Genomic DNA, 18,617 nt, shown 5'->3' with positions numbered 1-18,617 from the left:
ACCCCTGCGAGAATGGTCGGATGGCCAGGGAGCAGGGGCGCAAGCTGATCGCGCAGAACCGCAAGGCGCGGCACGACTACCACATCGAGGACACCTTCGAGGCCGGCATGGTCCTCCAGGGCACCGAGGTGAAGGCGTTGCGCGCCGGCCGCGCGAACCTCGTCGACGGCTTCGTCGACATCGAGCGCGACGAGGTGTGGCTGCACGCGGTGCACATCCCGGAGTACGCGCAGGGCACCTGGACGAACCACGCTGCCCGCCGCAAGCGCAAGCTGCTGCTGCACCGCGCCGAGATCGAGAAGATCGCGCAGAAGACGGCCCAGAAGGGCTACACGATCATCCCGCTGTCGCTCTACTTCTCCGACGGTCGGGCGAAGGTCGAGATCGCTCTGGCGAAGGGCAAGAAGTCCTACGACAAGCGGCACTCGATCGCCGAGCGCCAGGCCGACCGCGAGAAGCAGCAGGCCCTCGGCCGCCAGCTGAAGGGCATGGACCGGGTGTGAGCCCGGCGCCGTCGGTGCACGACCCCGACGAGCGCGTCGACCACCTGCACGCGGTCGCCGCGCGGCTCGGGGTCCCGGGGATCTTCGACGTCCACACGCACTTCCTGCCGCCGCGCGTCACCGAGAAGGTGCGCGCGGTGTTCGCGTCCGCCGGGCCGCTGATCGGGCGCGAGTGGCCGATCCGCTACGACGACGCCGACGAGCCCAACGTCGCGCGGCTGCGGGCGTACGGCGTCCGCCGGTTCACCGCCCTGCCCTACCCCCACAAGCCCGGCATGGCGACGTTCCTCAACACCTGGGCCGACGACTTCGCCGCCCGCACCCCCGAGGCCCTGCGGTGCGCGACCTTCTTCCCGGAGCCCGAGGCGGGGGCGTACGTGGCCGAGCGCGTCGCCGCCGGCGTGCAGGTGTTCAAGGTGCACGTGCAGGTGGGTGCGTTCGACGTGCGCGACCCGCTCCTGGGGCCGGTGTGGTCGGTCCTGGAGGAGGCGGGCACGCCGGTCGTCCTGCACGCCGGGTCGGGACCCGTGCCGACCGAGTTCACCGGACCGGGGCCGGTCGCCGAGCTGCTGGCGCGGCACCCGCGCCTGACGCTGGTGATGGCCCACCTGGGGGCGCCGGAGTACGCGGAGTTCCTGGCCATGGCGGAGACCTACGAGCGGGTGCACCTCGACACCACCATGGCCTTCACCGACTTCTTCGACGCCACGACCGACCGGATCGGCGAGGTGGCCGGGGTCTGCGAGCACCGCGGCTCGATGCCCGGCGCCCTGCTGCCGCGGTTCGCCGCGGTGGGGGAGAAGGTGCTGTTCGGCTCGGACTTCCCGCACATCCCCTACCCGTACGTCCACCAGCTCGAGGTGCTCGAGGCGCTGCGCGAGCGGGAAGCGGCCTTCGACGACGCCTGGCTGGCCGGCGTGGTCTGGCACAACGCGGCGCGGCTGTTCGGGCTCCACGCGGCGGAATGATCCGACGGACTCGCGTGTAGTCCTACGAGACCCTGACGTCGACGCACGAGGAGTTCCGCCTGATGGCACGCGTGGTGCAGTACACCGAGACCGGTCCCGCCGAGGTCCTGCAGGTCGTGGAGGTCGAGACCCCCGAGCCCGGCCCCGGCGAGGTGCTGGTCGAGGTCCGGGCCGCCGGGATCAACCCGCTCGAGTGGAAGCAGCGCTCCGGACTGCGACCGACCCCCGCGATCGTCGAGCCCCGCCGGATCGGCTCCGACGGCGCCGGCGTGGTCGCCGCCGTGGGCGAGGGCGTCCAGGGCTGGGCCGTCGGCGACGAGGTGATCGTCAGCGGCGCCGTCGGCACTTACGCCACCCACGTCGTGGTCGGGCCGGAGAACCTCGCCGGCAAGCCCGCCGCGATCGACTTCGAGCAGGCCGCCGCCCTCGGCATCCCGGTCGCGACCGCCCACCAGGTGCTCGCGTCCCTCGGCGTGGAGCGCGGCGAGACGCTGCTGCTGCACGGCGGCAGCGGCGGCGTGGGCCAGGCCGTCATCCAGCTCGCTCGCCACAAGGGCGTCGAGGTGATCGCCACCGCCAGCGAGGCCAACCACGAGCGTCTGCGCGAGCTCGGCGCCATCCCCGTGGCGTACGGCGACGGGCTCCAGGAGCGCGTGGCCTCCGTCGCCCCGCAGGGCGTCGACCGCGCCCTCGACGCCGTCGGCACCGACGAGGCCATCGAGGTCTCGTTCGCCCTGGTCGAGGACCGCCAGCGGATCGGCACCATCGTGGTCGGCCCCAAGGCGCCCGACCTCGGCATCCAGGCGTGGAGTGGCGGCGCGCCGTGGCCGCTGACGCCGGAGCAGCTGCAGCTGCGCGCCGACGCCATCCCGGTCGTGGCCGACTTGATCGCCCGCGGCCGGTTCGAGGTCGAGGTCTCACGCCGCTTCGCGCTCGACGACGTCGTCGCCGCCGCGAAGGAGAGCGAGGCCGGGCACACGCGCGGCAAGATCGTCCTCCTGCCCTGAGCCCGCCCTGAGCCCGGGCCCTCGGGGTCGCGGTATCTCCGGTAGTCGATGACTATCGGAGGTACCGCGACCTGGGGGACGGCGCGTGGCAGCATGGCGGCCGTGGTCGAGCTGAGCGCGGTCGAGAAGGTCGAGCGGGTCGTCGTGCGCGGGCTGGCCACGGTGCCGCCCCGCGTGCTCGAGGCCCTGGTGCGGCGGCGCCCCGTCAACGCCGACGGCGAGCGCTTGGCCCCGGAGATCGCGCTCGCCCTGGCCGCGCTGAACCGCCTGCCGGGCTCCGACTTCTCCGACCGCCCGCTGCCCGAGGCCCGCCACCAGATCGACGCGGAGGCGCTCGTCTTCGCCGACCCCGACGGCCCGGTCGCGGTCGAGGAGGAGATCGAGATCCCCGGCCCCGCCGGCCCGATCCCCGCCACCCGCTACCGCGCCCGCGTCGGCACCCCCAAGGGCCTGGTCGTCTACTTCCACGGCGGCGGCTGGGTGCTCGGCAGCCGCCTCAGCACCGCGTCGCCGGTGCGCTTCCTCGCCCGGCACGCCGAGGTCGACGTGCTGTCCGTCGACTACCGGCTCGCGCCCGAGCACCCGTTCCCGGCGGCGCTGGAGGACGCGCGGGCCGCCTGGGAGTACGCCGTGGCCCACGCGCCGTCCTGGGGCGTCGCGCCCGACCGGATCGCGCTCGCGGGCGACTCGGCCGGCGGCAACCTCAGCGCCGTGCTGGCCCTGGACCTGCGCGGCGAGCCCGTGGTGCCGGCGTACCAGCTGCTGCTGTTCCCCGTCACCGACCTGTCGCGGCGCAGCGCCTCCTACGCGGAGTTCGCCGAGGGGTTCTTCCTCACGGCGAAGCAGATGGACTGGTACGCCGAGCGCTACCTCACCGACCCGGCGCAGGCGAGCGACCCGCGCGTCTCGCCGCTGCTGGCCGAGGACCTGACCGGCGCGCCGCCGGCCTACGTCGCCGTCGCCGGGTTCGACCCGCTGCGCGACGAGGGGATCGCGTACGCCGAGCGCCTGCGCGCCGCAGGCGTGCCCGTCCGGCTGGCCCGCGAGGGCGACCTCATCCACGCCTTCGTCAACATCACCGGCGTCAGCCGCCGCGCGCACGCCGCGACCCTGGCGGCGGCCCACGCCGTGCGCGACGCGCTCGCCGGAACGACGGCGGGCCCGACGGAATAGCGTTGGCGGGGCGTCGGTTGGGCGATGTAGGCTCGTCCGACGCGGCGCGCCGCACCTGTCACTCAGGTTGACAACTCAAGAGGGGCTGATCGGTTTCGACTGAGGACGTACGTCCCAGGGGAAGCGGGTCGAGAAGCCAGCGTCATCTCGTAAACGATCGCTGGAAACCAATAACTGCCGACAACAAGCGCAGTGACTTCGCTCTCGCCGCCTGAGCGGTGATCGAAGCGTCAGACCGGGTGCCCGTCTCCGACCCGGATCCTGGCGTCATCTAGGAGACTTGCTGCTCACCTTCTGTCAGGAGAGGTGAGCGGGACTCTTTCCTGACTGGGCCTGTCGACGACGTGTTCGTGCGAGCGTCGGGGCCGAGAAAACGACACCACGAACTGCACCCGGAGAAGACCTGGCACTGCGCCGCAGGACGCGGGTTCGATTCCCGCCAGCTCCACAGCCCTCGTGCGAACGGCCGTCCCCGACAGGGGGCGGCCGTTCGTGCGTCCGGGGGAGTGCGCCCTCGACGGCCGCTGACGCCGCCGACTCCTCAGGCCGTCTCGAGCGCAGCGATGGCGCGGCGCCCGAGGCTGTGCGCGACGTGGTCGCGCATCACCTGCTCGGCGCGGGCGGTGTCGCCGGCGACGACGGCGTCGGCGAGGGCCTGGTGCTCCGCGCGTACCCGGGCCACGTCTTCCTCCGAGTCGGCCTGGGCGCGCAGCCCCACCTGGCGGTAGCGGTCGGCCTTGTCCCACAGCCCCTCGAGCACCTCGACGAGCGGCTCGTTGTGCGAGGCGCGGTAGACCGCGCGGTGGAACGCCCGGTGCGCGGCGAGGGCGTCGAGGTCGCCGGCGGCGGTGATCGGGTCCAGCGCGGCGAGAGTGCGACCGATCTCGGCCAGGTCGTCGTCCGTGCGGCGCTCCGCGGCCAGCGCGGCGGCGAGCGGGTCGACGGCCTGACGCACCTCGTACAGGCTGCGCGCCTCCTCGGGCGAGAGCGCCGTGACGCGCGCGTCGCGGTGGGTGTCGAGACGCACCAGCCCCTCGGAGGCGAGCCGTTTCAGGGCCTCGCGCACGGGGGTGGTCGAGATGCCGAGCTCGGCGGCGATCCGCTCCTGGCTGACGACCGACCCGGCGGCGAGGTCGTCGGTGAGGATGCGGCGCTTGATCTCGTCGTAGGCGTACTGGTTCTTGCTGAACACCGGTGGCACGGGCGCAAGCGTACGGCGTGCAGCGGACAGACGGCATTATGTAGCCTATAGGCTAGGAGATGATGCTGATGACCCCCGATAGCTTCCACAGCCGCAGCACCCTGGACACCCCGCTGGGGCCGCTGACGATCCACCGCCTCGATGCCGTGCCCGGCAGCGAGGCGCTGCCCTTCGCCCACAAGGTGGTGCTGGAGAACCTCCTGCGCCACGAGGACGGGGAGACGGTCACCGCCGACGACGTCCGTCGGCTCGTCGAGGGCGGGGCGCCCGACCTGGCCTTCCACGCCTCCCGCGTCTTCCTCCACGACACCAACGGCGTGCCGGTGCTCACGGACCTCGCCGCGCTGCGCGAGGCCGTCGTCGGCCACGGCCTCGACGCCGCCGCGATCGACGCCGTCGTGCCCGCCCAGCTCACCGTCGACCACTCGGTCGCCGCCGACCACGTCGCGCGCCCCGACGCCCCGCTGCTCAACGTGCGGCGGGAGTACGAGCGCAACGCCGAGCGCTACCGCTTCCTCAAGTGGGGCGAGCAGGCCTTCGACCGGCTCGCGGTCGTGCCGCCGGGCGCCGGGATCATGCACCAGATCAACATCGAGCGGCTGGCCGACGTGGTCACCGTGCGCGACGGCGCCGCCTTCCCCGACACCGTGGCCGGCACCGACTCGCACACCACCATGGTCAACGGCCTCGGCGTGCTCGGCTGGGGCGTCGGCGGCATCGAGGCCGAGGCCGCCATGCTCGGCCAGCCCGTCTCCCTGCTCCTGCCGCCCGTCGTCGGCGTCGAGCTCGTCGGCGACCTGCGCCCCGGGGTCACCGCCACCGACCTCGTGCTGACCCTCACCGAGCGGCTGCGCGCGCTGGGCGTCGTCGGCAGCTTCGTCGAGTTCTTCGGCGCCGGCGTCGCCGCGACCAGCGTCGCGACCCGCTGCACGATCGCCAACATGAGCCCCGAGTTCGGCTCCACCTCCGCGGTGTTCCCGATCGACGCCGCGACGATCGCGTACCTGCGCCTCACCGGCCGCGACCCCGACCACGTGGCCGTGGTGGAGGCGTACGCCCGCGCCCAGGGCCTCTGGCACGACCCGGCGGCCCGCCCGCGCTACGACCGCACGGTCGTCGTCGACCTCGACGAGGTGCGCCCCAGCCTCGCCGGGCCGCGGCGCCCGCAGGACCGCCACGACCTCGCCGGTACGCCCGTCGCCGCGGCCGCCGCGATCGCCGAGCTGGCACCGCCCGACCTCGCGCCCCACGCGGAGGGCGCCGCGGGCCCGCAGCACGGCGCCGTCGCGATCGCCGCGATCACGTCCTGCACCAACACCTCCAACCCGGCCGTGATGGTCGCCGCCGGGCTGCTGGCCCGCAACGCGGTCGAGCGGGGCCTGGTCGCCGCGCCCTGGGTCAAGACCAGCCTCGCGCCCGGCTCGAAGGTCGTCACCGACTACCTCGAGCGCTCCGGGCTGCTGCCGGCGCTGGAGAAGCTCGGGTTCGGGCTCGTCGGCTACGGCTGCATGACCTGCATCGGCAACTCGGGCGCCCTGCTGCCCGACGTCGAGCGCGCCGTGCGCGCCGATGGCCTCGTCGCGGCGTCGGTGACCTCCGGCAACCGCAACTTCGACGGCCGGATCAACAACGACGTCGCGCTCAACTTCCTGGCCTCCCCGCCGCTGGTGGTCGCGTACGCCCTCGCCGGCAGCGTCGCGGTCGACCTCACGGCCGAGCCGCTCGGCCACGACGAGCAGGGCCGCCCGGTCCACCTGGCCGACGTCTGGCCCAGCGAGGCCGAGATCGCCGAGGTCGTCGCCGGCGCGCTCGAGCCGGCCATGTTCACCGACGCCTACGCGACCCTCTTCGACGGCGACGACAACTGGCGGGGACTCGACGCGCCCACCGGCCCGGTGTTCCCGTGGGACGAGGACTCGACCTACCTGCAGCGCCCGCCGTTCCTCGACGTACCGGCGGGCACGGACCGGATCGCCGACCTGCACGGCGCGCGCGTGTTGGCCGTGCTCGGCGACTCGGTGACCACCGACCACATCTGCCCGGCCGGCCGCGTGCCGACCGAGAGCGCCGCGGGCCGGTTCCTGACCGCGCGCGGGGTCGCGCCGCGCGACCTCAACACCTACGCCTCGCGCCGCGGCAACTGGCAGGTGATGCTGCGCGGCGGCTTCGCGAACCCGCGACTGCGCGAGCGTGGCGAGGCGCTGGGGGAGCGGCCCGCCGACGAGCAGCTGGCCGCGGTCGCCGAGCGGCACCGCGCGGCCGGCACACCGCTCGTGGTGCTCGCGGGCAAGGAGTACGGCACCGGCTCCTCGCGGGACTGGGCGGCCAAGGTGACCGCCCTGCTCGGGGTACGCGTCGTGCTCGCCGAGTCCTTCGAGCGCATCCACCGCGGCAACCTCGTGGGCATGGGCGTCCTGCCCCTGCAGCTCCTCGAGGGCGACACGGTCGCCTCCCTCGGGCTCAGCGGGGACGAGGAGATCTCGGTGACGGGACTCGAGGTGCCGGCCGCGCCCGGCGCCCCCGACGCCCGCCGGCTCGCGGAGCGGGTGCAGGTGGAGGCCGTCGACGCCGCGAGCGGTCGGCGTACCCGCTTCGAGGCCCTCGTGCGCGTCGACACCGCGCGCGAGGAGGCGTACCTGCGGGCCGGCGGCCTGCTGCCCTACGTGCTCGCCCAGGTGCTGCGCGACGCGCGCTGAGGGGCCCACGCGACGGACCCCGGGCCCGGCACGGAGCGATCCGTGCCGGACCCGGGGTCCTGTCGTCTCCCGTGACCTCCGGGCTCAGCGGTCGGCGGTCTCCTCCTCGCGCGCCTCGGCCACGGTGGCCGGGGTGCCGGGACGCACGCGGCGGTAGACGGTCCACGCGATGCCGAGCGCGAGCAGGCTGTAGAGCCCGATCGTGATCGGGCTGCTGACCAGCGTGAGCGGGTCGTTGCCGGAGTTGCCCATGGCGTCGCGCAGGGAGTACTCGGCCAGGGGGCCGAGGATCACCGCGATCAGCACGGGCGCCAGCGGCACGTCGTTGCGGCGCATCACGAACGCGAGCAGGCCGAGCGCGCACATCAGCACGAGGTCGGTCTGGCTGGCCCCGGTGGCGTAGACGCCCAGGCTGGCGAAGACCGTGATCCCCGCGTACAGGTACGACTGCGGCAGCATCAGGAGCTTGGCCCACAGGGGCGCGAACGGCAGGTTGAGGATCAGCAGCACGATCGCGGCGAGGAACAGCGCCGCGAGCAGCGCCCAGACGATCTCGCCGTTGCGCTCGAACAGCAGCGGGCCCGGCTGCATGCCGTACTGCTGGAACGTCGCGAGCAGCAGCGCCGCGGTCGCCGACGTCGGCAGACCGAGCGCGAGCAGCGCGCCCATCGCGGAGCCGGCGGTCGCGTTGCCCGCGGCCTCCGGTCCGGCGACGCCCTCGATGGCGCCGGTGCCGAACTCCGGGGTCTCCTTGCGCTTGTCGAGCTGCTTCTCCGTCGTGTACGAGAGGAACGTCGGCACCTCGGCGCCACCCGCGGGGATGATGCCGAACGGGACGCCGATGCTGGCCCCGCGCAGCCACGCGGGCGCAGCGCGGCGGAACTCGCGGCCCGAGAGCCACGGACGCCCCTTCGAGGGGATCAGCTCCGTGCCGCCCGCACGCCCGTGGCGACCGGCGACGTGCAGGACCTCGCCGACGGCCAGGACGGCCACGGTGATGACCACGATGCTGATGCCGTCGAACAGGGCGGGCACGTCAAAGGTGAACCGGGCGGTGCCCGTGGATTGGTCGGTGCCGACGAGGGCCAGGGCCAGGCCGAAGGCCAGCGCGGCCAGGCCGCGCAGCGGCGACTCCGAGACGACCGTGGAGATGGCGACGAACGCGAAGAGGGCCAGCGCGAAGTACTCGCCCGGCCCGAAGCTGGTGGCGAGGTCGGCCATGGTCGGCGCGAAGAACACCACGAGGGTGGTGGCCAGGATCGAGCCGAGGAAGGCGCCGATCGCCGAGGTGGCCAGCGCCTGCGGAGCGCGTCCGGCTCGGGCCATCTTGTGGCCCTCGAACGTGGTCGCGATCGCGGTCGAGTTGCCCGGCGTGTTCATGAGGATGCCGGCGGTGGAGTCGCCGAACAGGCCGCCGAAGTAGATGCCGGAGAACATGATCAGCGCAGCGAGCGGGTCGAGCGTGAACGTCATCGGCAGCAGCAGGGCGACCGCCATCGCGGAGCCCAGGCCGGGCATGACGCCGACCGCCGTGCCGAGCAGGGCGCCGACGGCGACCCACAGCAGGTTCATCGGGGTCAGGACGTCGCCGAAGCCGCCGGCGAGGTTGGAGAGCTGGTCCATCGTCAGCCCCTTCCGAGGATGCCGGACGGCAGCGCGAGGCCGAGCATGCCGCTGAAGGTGATCTGCACGATCGAGGCGAGGATGAAGCCGACCGTCACGTTGCGCAGGATGTTGCGGTTGCCCAGGCCCGTCGCGACGGTGGCGAACAGCGCGGTCGCCATGATCAGCCAGCCGACGACGTCGAGCAGCGCGGTGAACGCGATCATCCCGCCGAAGGTGGTGGCCACGGCGCGCCAGTTGGTGTCGGCGCTGGTGGCGTGGTCGCGGGTGCGGGCCGGCTCGGGCTTCGCGAACGCGCTGCGCGCCAGCAGGGCCGCGAGCACGGCGCAGAGGCCGGCGACGAGCCAGGCGAAGCCCTGCGGGCCGAGCAGGCCGCCGTCGCCGACGACGTCCATCGTGAGGTTGCCGTAGACCAGCACCCCCGCGACGCCGAGGAGCAGCAGCGCGACGACGAGCTCGCCGCGACCGCTGAGGACGGTACGCCGGGCCGGCGCGGCCGGCTGCGTGCCCGGCTGCGTGCCCGCCTGAGACGTGGTGGTGGAGGCGCCCCCCTCCGGGGCGGCGGCGCTCACAGGATCCCCAGCTCGGTCAGGAGGGCGCGCGTGCGCTCCTCCTCCTCGGCGATGAACTCGGCGAACTCCTCGGGCCCGGTGAAGCTGTCGTCCCACCGGTTGCGCTCGATGGCCTCGCCCCACGAGTCCGTGCCGACCGTCTCCTCGGTGATCGCCAGGAGCTCGTCGCGCTCCTCCTCGGTGATCCCGGGCGGCGCGAGCACGCCGCGCCAGTTGACCAGGTCGACGCCCTCGTAGCCCTCGTCCTGCACGGTCGGGGCGTCGACGCCCTCGAGCGGCTCGGGAGCCACCACGGCGAGGGCCCGGAGGCGGCCGCCGTCGATGAGGTCGCGGAAGTCGTTGTAGCCGCTGATCCCGACGGGAACGGTGCCGCTGGCCTCGGAGAGCAGGGAGAGCGTGAGCTCGCCGCCGCCGGAGTGCGGGGTGTAGTGCAGGTCGGCCGGGTCGAGACCGGCGGACGCCGCCAGCTGCCCGGCGACCAGGTGGTCGACGGAGCCGGCGGAGCCGCCCCCGACGGGCAGGGTCGGGTCGGCGCGCCACGCCTCGACGAAGTCGTCGAGCGTCTCCCACTCGGACTCGGTGGGCACGGCGATGACCTCGTAGTCGTCGGTGAGCCGTGCGATCGGCGTGACGTCCGAGATCCGGCTGGCGCCGCCACCCATCTCGACGCCGCCCACCATCGCGGCGCCGGTGACCATGAGGGTCGTGGCGTCGCCGTCGAAGCGGACCAGCTGGCCGAGGCCGATGGTGCCGCCGGCGCCGGGCACGTTGACGACCTGGACGTTGTTGACGATCCCGTCGGTGCGCGCGGCCTGCTGGTACTCGCGTGCGGCGAGGTCCCAGCCGCCGCCCGCGGCGGCCGGGGCGATCACCGTCAGTGCGGAGCGGGCCTGCGCGCCGCCCTCGTCGCCGCGGGCGTCCTGCACCGCGAAGTAACCGGTGGTCGCGGCGAGCACGAGGCCGATGCCCGCGCCGAGCAGGCCGCGGTCGCCGATCATCGCTTCACCTTCACGGCGAGGACGTCGCACTCGGCGGCCAGCAGGATCCGCTGCGCGGTGCTGCCCATGAGCAGCTTGCCGACCGAGGAGCGGTGGCGGACGCCGACCACGACGAGGCGGGCGTCGAGCCGGCGGGCGGTCTCGAGCACCGCCTCGGCGGCGTCGGAGGCGACGACGCGCTCGATGCGCGTGGCCACGCCGGCCTGCTCGCCCTCGGCGAGGTAGCCGGCGAGGACGTCGTCGGAGGCGTGCTTGGGGTCGGCCAACGCGTCGTTGGACGACACGTTGAGCAGGACCAGGTCGGTGCCGCTCATGCGGGCCTGCTCCAGCGCGGACGCGAACGCCGCGTGGGCGGAGGGCGCCGGCGAGTGGGCGAGGACGACGGTCATGGTTCTCCTTCGTCAGGGGTGATCGTCGTCACAGACTGTACTGTATAGGCTGCACGATTGGCCATCCGAGGTGGCGGGAGGAGCGCGGGGCGGTGGCGTCACGCTCGGCGCGCGGATCCTCGACCGTGGCAGGCGACGTGGCGCGCGTCACGCTTGCGGAACTGACGGACGTACTGGTCTTTCTGGTCACGCCGTGGCGATTCCTCGACGCGGGGTCCGTGACCTCCTTTGCGCGGCCTCGTTCCCGGTGTACAACTGATCACTGACCGAGTGATCCACCGCACAGCCGTCCCCCGTCCGACCGCATCCGACCCCTCCGGGAGCGCCCGTGGCCGTCCGCACCGCCGTCCAGCAGCTCGCCCCCACGCGTCGTCGCCGCGACTGGCACGCCGTCCGCTCGCTGGCCGAGGGCCTCACCACCCCGCTGCACCCCGACGACTACCTGCGCTTCGTCAACCCGCTGTGGACCTCGCGCGAGCTGCGGGGACGGGTCGAGTCGATCGTGCGCGAGACGGAGGACGCCGCCACCCTCGTGATCCGCCCGGGCTGGGGGTGGCGCTTCGACCACGGCGCGGGGCAGTACATCGGCATCGGGGTGCCCGTGGACGGTCGCTACCAGTGGCGCTCGTACTCGCTGACCAGCACGCCGCGCCGCCGTGGGCGTCGCATCACGATCACGGTGCGCGCGATGCCGGAGGGACTGCTGTCCGGCCACCTCATCGAGGGCCTCGCGCCGGGCACCGTCGTGCGGCTCGCGGCCCCGGCCGGCGACTTCGTGCTCCCCGACCCGCCGCCGGAGCGCCTGCTCTTCCTGGTCGGCGGCTCGGGCATCACGCCGATCATGGCGATGCTGAAGACGCTGGTGCGCCGCGCCGAGGCCGGCCGCTACACCCTGCCGGACGTCCACCTCGTCTACTCCTCGCCCACGCCCGGCCGGATGATCTTCCGCGAGCGGCTCGAGCGGGTGGCGGCCGAGCACGACTCGATCACCTTCACGCCGGTCTTCACCGACACCGACGGCATCCTCACCATGGACCGGCTCGCCGACGTCGTCCCCGACTGGGAGCAGCGCCAGACCTGGGCGTGCGGTCCGGCGCCCATGCTCGACGCCGCCACCGAGCACTGGCGCGAGGCGGGGCTCGAGGACGCCCTGCACCTCGAGCGGTTCACGCTCGAGATCGGCGAGGACGCCGGCGAGGGCGGCACCGTCAGCTTCCAGAACTCCGGGCGCAGCGCCGACGCCGAGCCGGGCACCACGGTGCTCGAGGCGGGGGAGTCCGCCGGCGTCGGGATGCCCTACGGCTGCCGGATGGGCATCTGCCACACCTGCACCCTCACCCTCGTCAAGGGCGCCGTCACCGACGTGCGCAACGGCGACCGCTACGACCAGCCCAACGAGCAGATCCAGACGTGCGTCACCGTGCCCAGCGGCGACTGCACGATCGCGATCTGACCCCCGCACGACCCACCCAGCAGAGGAGGACCCGTGGCCATCGCGGACGTCAAGGAGTACACGCACCTCAGCGCCGAGCAGGTCGAGGAGCTCGGAGCCCGGCTCGACGAGCTGCGCGCCCGCGTCGAGGCGTCGCGCGACGCCGACGACGCGGCGTACATCCACCGGCTGATCAAGACCCAGCGCGGCCTCGCGCTCGCGGGCCGCGTGGCCATGCTGGCCGGCGCGTACGCCCCGAAGCGTCACCGCCGCCTGCGCACCGGGGCGACCGCCACCGGGGCCGCTCTGCTCGGCCTGGCCAAGATCCTCGAGAACATGGAGATCGGCCACAACGTGATGCACGGGCAGTGGGACTGGATGAACGACCCGGAGATCCACTCCTCGACGTGGGAGTGGGACACCGCGCAGCCGGCCGAGCAGTGGAAGCACAGCCACAACTACGTGCACCACCAGTTCACCAACGTGCTCGGCTACGACAACGACATCGGCTACGGCATCCTGCGGATGGCCCGCGAGCAGAAGTGGCACCCGGCGAACCTCGGCCAGCCGGTCTACAACTCGCTGCTCGCGCTGCTGTTCGAATGGGGCGTGGCGCTGCACGACCTCGACGTCGAGCGGATCCGCAAGCTGGAGAAGGACCCGCAGGAGATGAAGCGGCAGCTCAAGCAGATCTTCCGCAAGGGCCGCAACCAGATCCTCAAGGACTACATCGTCTACCCGGCGCTGTCGGGGCCGGCGTGGAGGACCACGCTGAAGGCCAACGCCGCGGCCAACCTCACCCGCAACCTGTGGTCGTACGTGATCATCTTCTGCGGGCACTTCCCCGACGGGGCGCTGCACTTCACCGAGGAGCAGATCGAGGACGAGACCCGCGCGGAGTGGTACCTGCGCCAGATGCTCGGGGCCGCGAACTTCGACGGCAGCCGCACGCTGCACATCCTCTCGGGCAGCCTCGGCTACCAGATCGAGCACCACCTCTTCCCGGACCTGCCGAGCAACCGCTACCCGGAGATCGCGGTCGAGGTGCGCGCGCTGTGCGAGGAGTACGGCATCCCCTACACGATCGGCCCGCTGTGGAAGCAGTACGGCCAGGCCCTGCGCACCATCACGCTGCTGAGCCTGCCGAACAGCGTGACCGGCCACGGCTCGGAGAAGTACGGCGAGATCACCCCGCCGACGGCCGAGGTCGCCGACCGGGGCCGCAAGAGCGACTCCGAGCGTCCCTCGCGCCGCAGCGAGCTCGGCGGCTGGTCGCGGGCCGGCGCCTCGGCGCGGGCATGAGGTCGCTGCTGGCGGCGCGGCGCGGGCACGGGTCGCCGCACGCGTCCGGACCGGAGGACCGGCCCGACCACCTGATCGGGCTGCCCTTCGTGTGCACCGGGCCCGACGGGCGCGGGGACCTCGCCGAGCTGCACCGGGCGCGGGTGGTGCAGTGCGCGCTGAGCCGGGTCTGCGCCGTCTGCGCCCAGACGCTCGACCGACCGCTGCACCTCGTCGGCACCGCCGCCGAGGCCGACGACAACGCGTTCCGGCTCCCGCCGGCCCACGCCGTGTGCGTCGACGCGCTCCTGGAGCCGCTGCGTACCGGCGACGGCGTGGTGCTCGGGCACGGGGTCGGGCCGACGAGCCGGTGGTCCGTCGTGGTCACCGGCGGGTTCGACCTCGTGCGTCCCGAGACCCGAGACGGGCTGCACCTGTTCCGGCCCAACGCGGTGCTGGAGCGGCGCGACCTGGCGTAGGGGAGCGGGACGGAGCGATCAGCCGCCGGTCGGCGGGCGCCACATCCCGATCGCCGGGGTGGTGCCGTACGCCGGCACCTCGCCGCGCACGACGAAGCCGTGCCGCTCGTAGAACGGGACGTTGGCCTGCGTCGAGGACTCCAGGTAGCAGCCGACCCGGGCGGCGTCCGCGGCCGCGAAGCGGTCCGCCAGCAGGGCACCGGCCACCCCGCGGCCGCGCGCGGCCGGGGTCGTGCCGAGGAGCCGCAGGTACCAGTGCGGCACCTGCGGACGGTGCAGGTGGGCCGCGTGCTCGCTGCGCGCGGCGTCGACGATGCGACGGCCGAAGACCCGCACGTGCGCCGGGACGCTGCGCAGCGACGCCAGGGTCGGCACGCTGGCGCCCGGCGCGTCCCACACCCCGACGCCCAGCAGGTCGCCGGACGCGGCGTCGGCGGCCACGTGCACGTCGCCGCCCGCCGCCATCGCCTCGTCGAACATCGCGGTGAACATCCGCCGCAGCCGCCCGTCCTGGTCACCGGGCGGCAGCATGGCCACGGTGTGCGGGTCGGTCGCGAAGGCCGCCGCGAGCACGGCGGCCGTGCGGTCGCGGTCGGCGCGGGCGGCGGGGAAGATCGTCACGTCGGGGCGGTGGGTCGGCACGGGCCCCACCCTAGAGATCCCCAGGGCGGGGCCCGCACCGTGCCGCGCCGGTCGCGTCGACCGACCGACCGACCGACCGAGGCCTACGGCTTGACGGCCAGCACCGGCACGCCGGCGCCGAGCAGCACGCGCTGGGCGACCGAGCCCAGCACCAGCTTGCCGACGGGGGAGCGCTTGCGCAGCCCGACGACGATCACGGTCGCGCCGTCGGCCTCGGCGGCGTCGAGCACCGCTTCGGCGACGTCGGGGGCCACCGGGCGCCGGATCTCGTGCTCGAGCCCGCTGGCGGCGAGCTCGGCGTCGAGGTGGGCGACCTCGGCGTCGTCGGCGTGGCGCTCGTCGATCAGGGCGTCGCCCCGGGTGGCGTTGACCGCCACGATCCGCGCCGAGCGGCGGCGCGCCTCGACGATGCCGTGGGCCAGCGCGGCCTGCCCGAACTCGTCGGGGGTGAAGGCGATCAGGACGGTCTCGTCCGGCGTCGTGGTCATCGGACCTGCTCCTTGTCGGAATCGGCGGCCTCAGCGGCGGCCGCAGGGGTGGGGGCGGAAGTGCTCAGGGGGGTCCGGCGCAGGCGGCCCAGGACGAACGGGACGACCAGCAGCAGCACGATCACGGCGTACACCACCACGGCCACGGGCTCGTTGTAGAGCCCGGAGACCTCGCCGCCCGAGATCGACAGGGCCTCCCGCATCTTGGTCTCCATCAGGGGGCCGAGGATGACACCCAGGATGAGCGGCAGCACCGGCAGCCCGAAGCGACGCATCGCCAGGCCGAGCAGACCGAAGACGAGCAGCAGGAACAGGTCGAACGGTTGCTGGTTGGCGGTGTAGGCGCCCAGCGAGGCGAAGAACAGGATGCCGGCGTAGAGGTAGGGCCGGGGGATCCGCAGCAGCTTCGCCCACAGCGGGGCCAGCGGCAGGTTCAGCACCAGCAGCAGGGTGTTGCCGATGAGCAGGCTGGCGAGCAGCGTCCAGACCAGGTCGGCGTGCTCGGTCATCAGCTGCGGACCCGGCTGGATGCCGTAGCCCTGCAGTGCCGCGAGCATGATCGTCGCGGTCGCCGTGACCGGCAGGCCGAGGGCCAGCAGCGGCACGAAGGTTCCCGCGGCGGAGGCGTTGTTGGCCGCCTCCGGCCCCGCGACGCCCTCGATCGCGCCCTTGCCGAACTCGTGGCCCTCCTTGGCCAGCCGCTTCTCGAGCACGTACGACAGGAAGGTCGGCGTCTCCGCGCCGCCGGCCGGGACGGCTCCGAACGGGAAGCCCAGCGCCGTGCCGCGCAGCCACGGCTTCCAGGAGCGCGACCAGTCGCCGCGACCCATCCACGGCCGACCGACCGGGATCACCGAGAGCGGGCGACGGCGCAGGTGCGCCGCGACCCACAGCGCCTCGCCGAGGGCGAAGATGCCGACGGCGACCACGACGATGTCGAGGCGGTCCGCGAGCAGCGGCTGGTCGAACGACAGGCGCGGCTGACCGGTGTTGAGGTCGAGCCCGACGAGGCCGATCGTGAGGCCGAGGAAGAGCGCGATGAACCCGCGCAGGCGCGAGGAGCCGAGCACGCTGGTGACCAGCACCATCGCCATCAGCATGATCGCGAGGTAGCTGGGGGCGCCGATCTCGACGGCGATCCCGGCCAGCGCCGGGGCGAAGAAGACGACCAGCAGCGTGCCGATGGTGCCGGCGACGAAGGAGCCGATGGCCGCGGTGGCCAGCGCTTGGGCGGCGCGACCCTTCTTGGCCATCTTGTTGCCCTCGAGCGCCGTCATCACCGAGGCCGACTCACCGGGTGTGTTGAGCAGGATCGAGGTGGTGGAGCCGCCGTACATGCCGCCGTAGTAGATGCCGGCGAACATGATGAACGCCTGGGTCGGCTCGAGGCCGAAGGTGACGGGCAGCAGCAGCGCCACCGCCATCGCGGGCCCGATGCCGGGCAGCACGCCGACGAAGGTGCCGAGCAGCACGCCGATCGCGGCCCACATCAGGTTCTCGGGCGTCAGGGCCGTGCCCAGGCCGTCCGCGAGGAGGGAGAGTGATTCCATCGCGTGCTCCTCAGAGGATCCCGTCGAGGACGCCCGGCGTGAGCGGGATCCCCAGACCGACGTAGAAGGCGTACCAGCTGCCCACCGACAGCACCGCGCCGATGGCCAGGTCGCGCACCGGGGTGCGCGAGCCGAGCGCCCAGGTGGCGCCCGCGAACAGCAGCGCGCCCGTGACGGCCCAGCCGAGCCAGCCGACGGTCGCGATGGTCAGCACGAGCACCGCGACCAGCTTCGCGACGGTCAGCCAGTCCGAGCGCTGGGTGAGGTCGACGTCCTCGCCGTCCTCGGGGCTCGGCACGTCGCCGCGCAGCGCGGCCACGGCGAGCAGGACGCCGAGGCCCACCAGCACGGACCCGATCACGTAGGGGAACGCCTTCGGTCCGACCGGGTCCGCGAAGCCGACCACGAGGGTCGAGGCGTCGTAGACCGTGTAGGCGCCGATCACCACGAGCGCCGCGGCGAGCCCGAGCTGGCCGAGGTCGCGCGTACGCTCCGGGGCCGCGGTCGTGGCGGAGTCCGGGGCCTCCGGGGTGCCCGGGGTCCTCACCGGGGCGCTCACGAGCGCACCAGCCCGAGCGAGTCGAGGGTCTCGCGGACGCGGGCGTCCTCCTCCTCGAGGAACGACGTGAACTCGTCGCCGGTCTGCAGCGCGTCGATCCAGCCGTTCTCGGCCATCGCCGTCTGCCACTCCTCCGTGCCGTGCATCTCCACCACCAGGTCGATGAGTCGTTGCCGGTCCTCGTCCGAGATACCGGGGGGCGCGAGCACGCCGCGCCAGTTGTTGAAGACGAGGTCGACCCCGCCCTCCGTGACGGTCGGGATGTCGCCGAGGGCCTCGCTGGCGATGCGCTCCTCGCCGGAGACGGCCAGGCCGCGCAGGTCGCCGCCGGCGATCTGGCCCTCGAACTCGCCCAGGCCGGAGAATCCGACCTGGATCTTGTTGCCGAGCAGGGCCGAGGTCAGGGGGCCGCCGCCGTCGTAGACCACGTAGCGGACCTCGGTCGGGTCGATGCCGGCCGCCTCGGCGAGCAGCATCGGGAAGAGGTGGTCGGGCCCGCCGACCGAGGAGCCGCCGCCGACCACGATGGAGCCGGGGTCGGCGCGCCAGGCCTCGATGAACTCCTCGAAGGTCTGGAACGGGGAGTCGGCGGGCACCAGCACGCCCTCCTGGTCCTCGATCAGCTTGGCGATCGGGGTGGCGTCCTGGGGGCGGACGTCGTTGCCGTTGGAGTACAGCGAGCCGACCACGCCCAGGCCCATGTACATGAGCAGGTGGTCGTCGCCCTCGGCGTTCATGAGACGCGACATGGCGACCGAGCCGCCGGCGCCGATGATGTTGTTGATCTCGAAGTCGCCGCCCGTGAGGTCGTTGCGCTCCATGGCCGCCACGGCGGCACGACCGGTCTGGTCGTACCCTCCGCCGGGGCTGTTCGGGATGTAGACCGTGAAGTCGTCGGCGGCGTCGCCGCGCGTGACGCCGCAGCCGCTGAGGGCTGCGACGACGAGCGCGACGGTCGCGACGACCCCGACGCACCGGTGCGCCGTCGGTCTGCGGGAGAATGGGTGCTTCATGTGGCGATGGTCACCTTGGGTGTGGTAGCCGTCACTCTTTGGG

General features: G+C 73.3%; 18 protein-coding genes and 1 other RNA gene. 9 read left to right on the top strand and 10 right to left on the bottom strand.

What is annotated here, in order from left to right; genetic code table 11:
* The first annotated feature begins 20 nt into the window (after positions 1-20).
* From smpB to ssrA, 5 genes are all read left to right on the top strand, one after another.
* Positions 21-503 (top strand): SsrA-binding protein SmpB, encoded by a 483-nt coding sequence (gene smpB / locus RDV89_RS00700; protein WP_315730526.1) that lies wholly within the window; start codon positions 21-23, stop codon positions 501-503.
* On the top strand, positions 500-1,471 hold the full coding sequence (locus RDV89_RS00695) for an amidohydrolase family protein (protein ID WP_315730525.1): 972 nt from the start codon (positions 500-502) through the stop codon (positions 1,469-1,471). Before smpB ends, RDV89_RS00695 begins: the two co-directional genes overlap by 4 nt.
* A gap of 62 nt (positions 1,472-1,533) precedes the next feature.
* Positions 1,534-2,478, top strand: a complete 945-nt coding sequence (locus tag RDV89_RS00690; protein WP_315730524.1) for a quinone oxidoreductase family protein — start codon at positions 1,534-1,536, stop codon at positions 2,476-2,478.
* Positions 2,479-2,580: 102 nt separating this feature from the next.
* Positions 2,581-3,651 (top strand): alpha/beta hydrolase, encoded by a 1,071-nt coding sequence (locus RDV89_RS00685; protein WP_315730523.1) that lies wholly within the window; start codon positions 2,581-2,583, stop codon positions 3,649-3,651.
* An 81-nt stretch (positions 3,652-3,732) separates the two neighbouring features.
* Positions 3,733-4,102, top strand: a transfer-messenger RNA (tmRNA) gene (ssrA, locus tag RDV89_RS00680).
* A 90-nt stretch (positions 4,103-4,192) separates the two neighbouring features.
* Here the strand turns inward: ssrA and RDV89_RS00675 are convergent.
* Complete coding sequence (locus RDV89_RS00675) at positions 4,193-4,852, bottom strand: GntR family transcriptional regulator (RefSeq protein ID WP_315730522.1); 660 nt, start codon at positions 4,850-4,852, stop codon at positions 4,193-4,195.
* Between the two features lie 68 nt (positions 4,853-4,920).
* On the opposite strand from RDV89_RS00675, the gene acnA reads away from it, so the two are divergent.
* On the top strand, positions 4,921-7,548 hold the full coding sequence (gene acnA / locus RDV89_RS00670) for an aconitate hydratase AcnA (protein ID WP_315730521.1): 2,628 nt from the start codon (positions 4,921-4,923) through the stop codon (positions 7,546-7,548).
* An 84-nt stretch (positions 7,549-7,632) separates the two neighbouring features.
* Here acnA and RDV89_RS00665 read toward each other — a convergent pair whose 3' ends face one another.
* Genes RDV89_RS00665 through RDV89_RS00650 form a run of 4 tightly spaced genes read right to left on the bottom strand, consistent with a single transcriptional unit; the run spans position 7,633 to position 11,130 of the window.
* Positions 7,633-9,171, bottom strand: coding sequence for a tripartite tricarboxylate transporter permease (locus RDV89_RS00665; protein ID WP_315730520.1), 1,539 nt, complete (start codon positions 9,169-9,171; stop codon positions 7,633-7,635).
* Positions 9,172-9,173: 2 nt separating this feature from the next.
* Entirely contained in the window at positions 9,174-9,743 is a 570-nt protein-coding gene (locus RDV89_RS00660; RefSeq protein WP_315730519.1) for a tripartite tricarboxylate transporter TctB family protein, read from the bottom strand.
* The gene (locus RDV89_RS00655) at positions 9,740-10,741 is read right to left on the bottom strand and encodes a Bug family tripartite tricarboxylate transporter substrate binding protein (RefSeq protein ID WP_315730518.1); all 1,002 of its coding nucleotides are present in this window, start codon (positions 10,739-10,741) and stop codon (positions 9,740-9,742) included. Before RDV89_RS00655 ends, RDV89_RS00660 begins: the two co-directional genes overlap by 4 nt.
* Entirely contained in the window at positions 10,738-11,130 is a 393-nt protein-coding gene (locus RDV89_RS00650; RefSeq protein ID WP_315730517.1) for a universal stress protein, read from the bottom strand. The genes RDV89_RS00655 and RDV89_RS00650 overlap by 4 nt, the downstream gene beginning before the upstream one ends.
* Positions 11,131-11,458: 328 nt before the next feature.
* Here RDV89_RS00650 and RDV89_RS00645 point away from each other — a divergent pair, with 328 nt between their 5' ends.
* The 3 genes from RDV89_RS00645 to RDV89_RS00635 are packed head-to-tail and all read left to right on the top strand — an operon-like array spanning position 11,459 to position 14,322.
* Positions 11,459-12,583, top strand: coding sequence for a ferredoxin reductase (locus tag RDV89_RS00645; protein ID WP_315730516.1), 1,125 nt, complete (start codon positions 11,459-11,461; stop codon positions 12,581-12,583).
* 33 nt (positions 12,584-12,616) lie between these two features.
* A complete protein-coding gene (locus tag RDV89_RS00640) occupies positions 12,617-13,864 on the top strand; it encodes a fatty acid desaturase family protein (RefSeq protein ID WP_315730515.1) in 1,248 nt (415 codons plus the stop codon).
* Positions 13,861-14,322 (top strand): hypothetical protein, encoded by a 462-nt coding sequence (locus RDV89_RS00635; RefSeq protein WP_315730514.1) that lies wholly within the window; start codon positions 13,861-13,863, stop codon positions 14,320-14,322. The genes RDV89_RS00640 and RDV89_RS00635 overlap by 4 nt, the downstream gene beginning before the upstream one ends.
* Positions 14,323-14,340: 18 nt before the next feature.
* Here RDV89_RS00635 and RDV89_RS00630 read toward each other — a convergent pair whose 3' ends face one another.
* From RDV89_RS00630 to RDV89_RS00610, 5 genes are all read right to left on the bottom strand, one after another.
* Entirely contained in the window at positions 14,341-14,964 is a 624-nt protein-coding gene (locus RDV89_RS00630; RefSeq protein ID WP_315730513.1) for a GNAT family N-acetyltransferase, read from the bottom strand.
* A gap of 83 nt (positions 14,965-15,047) precedes the next feature.
* On the bottom strand, positions 15,048-15,452 hold the full coding sequence (locus RDV89_RS00625; RefSeq protein ID WP_315730512.1) for a universal stress protein: 405 nt from the start codon (positions 15,450-15,452) through the stop codon (positions 15,048-15,050).
* Complete coding sequence (locus RDV89_RS00620; protein WP_315730511.1) at positions 15,449-17,002, bottom strand: tripartite tricarboxylate transporter permease; 1,554 nt, start codon at positions 17,000-17,002, stop codon at positions 15,449-15,451. The genes RDV89_RS00625 and RDV89_RS00620 overlap by 4 nt, the downstream gene beginning before the upstream one ends.
* A 10-nt stretch (positions 17,003-17,012) precedes the next feature.
* The gene (locus tag RDV89_RS00615) at positions 17,013-17,561 is read right to left on the bottom strand and encodes a tripartite tricarboxylate transporter TctB family protein (RefSeq protein WP_315730510.1); all 549 of its coding nucleotides are present in this window, start codon (positions 17,559-17,561) and stop codon (positions 17,013-17,015) included.
* Complete coding sequence (locus tag RDV89_RS00610) at positions 17,558-18,574, bottom strand: Bug family tripartite tricarboxylate transporter substrate binding protein (RefSeq protein ID WP_315730509.1); 1,017 nt, start codon at positions 18,572-18,574, stop codon at positions 17,558-17,560. The genes RDV89_RS00615 and RDV89_RS00610 overlap by 4 nt, the downstream gene beginning before the upstream one ends.
* Positions 18,575-18,617 lie beyond the last annotated feature (43 nt).

It is taken from the genome of Nocardioides imazamoxiresistens, assembly GCF_032378595.1.
In the GTDB taxonomy this organism is placed as follows: Bacteria; Actinomycetota; Actinomycetes; order Propionibacteriales; family Nocardioidaceae; genus Nocardioides; species Nocardioides imazamoxiresistens.
This window is presented reverse-complemented; position numbering and strand designations above follow the sequence as displayed.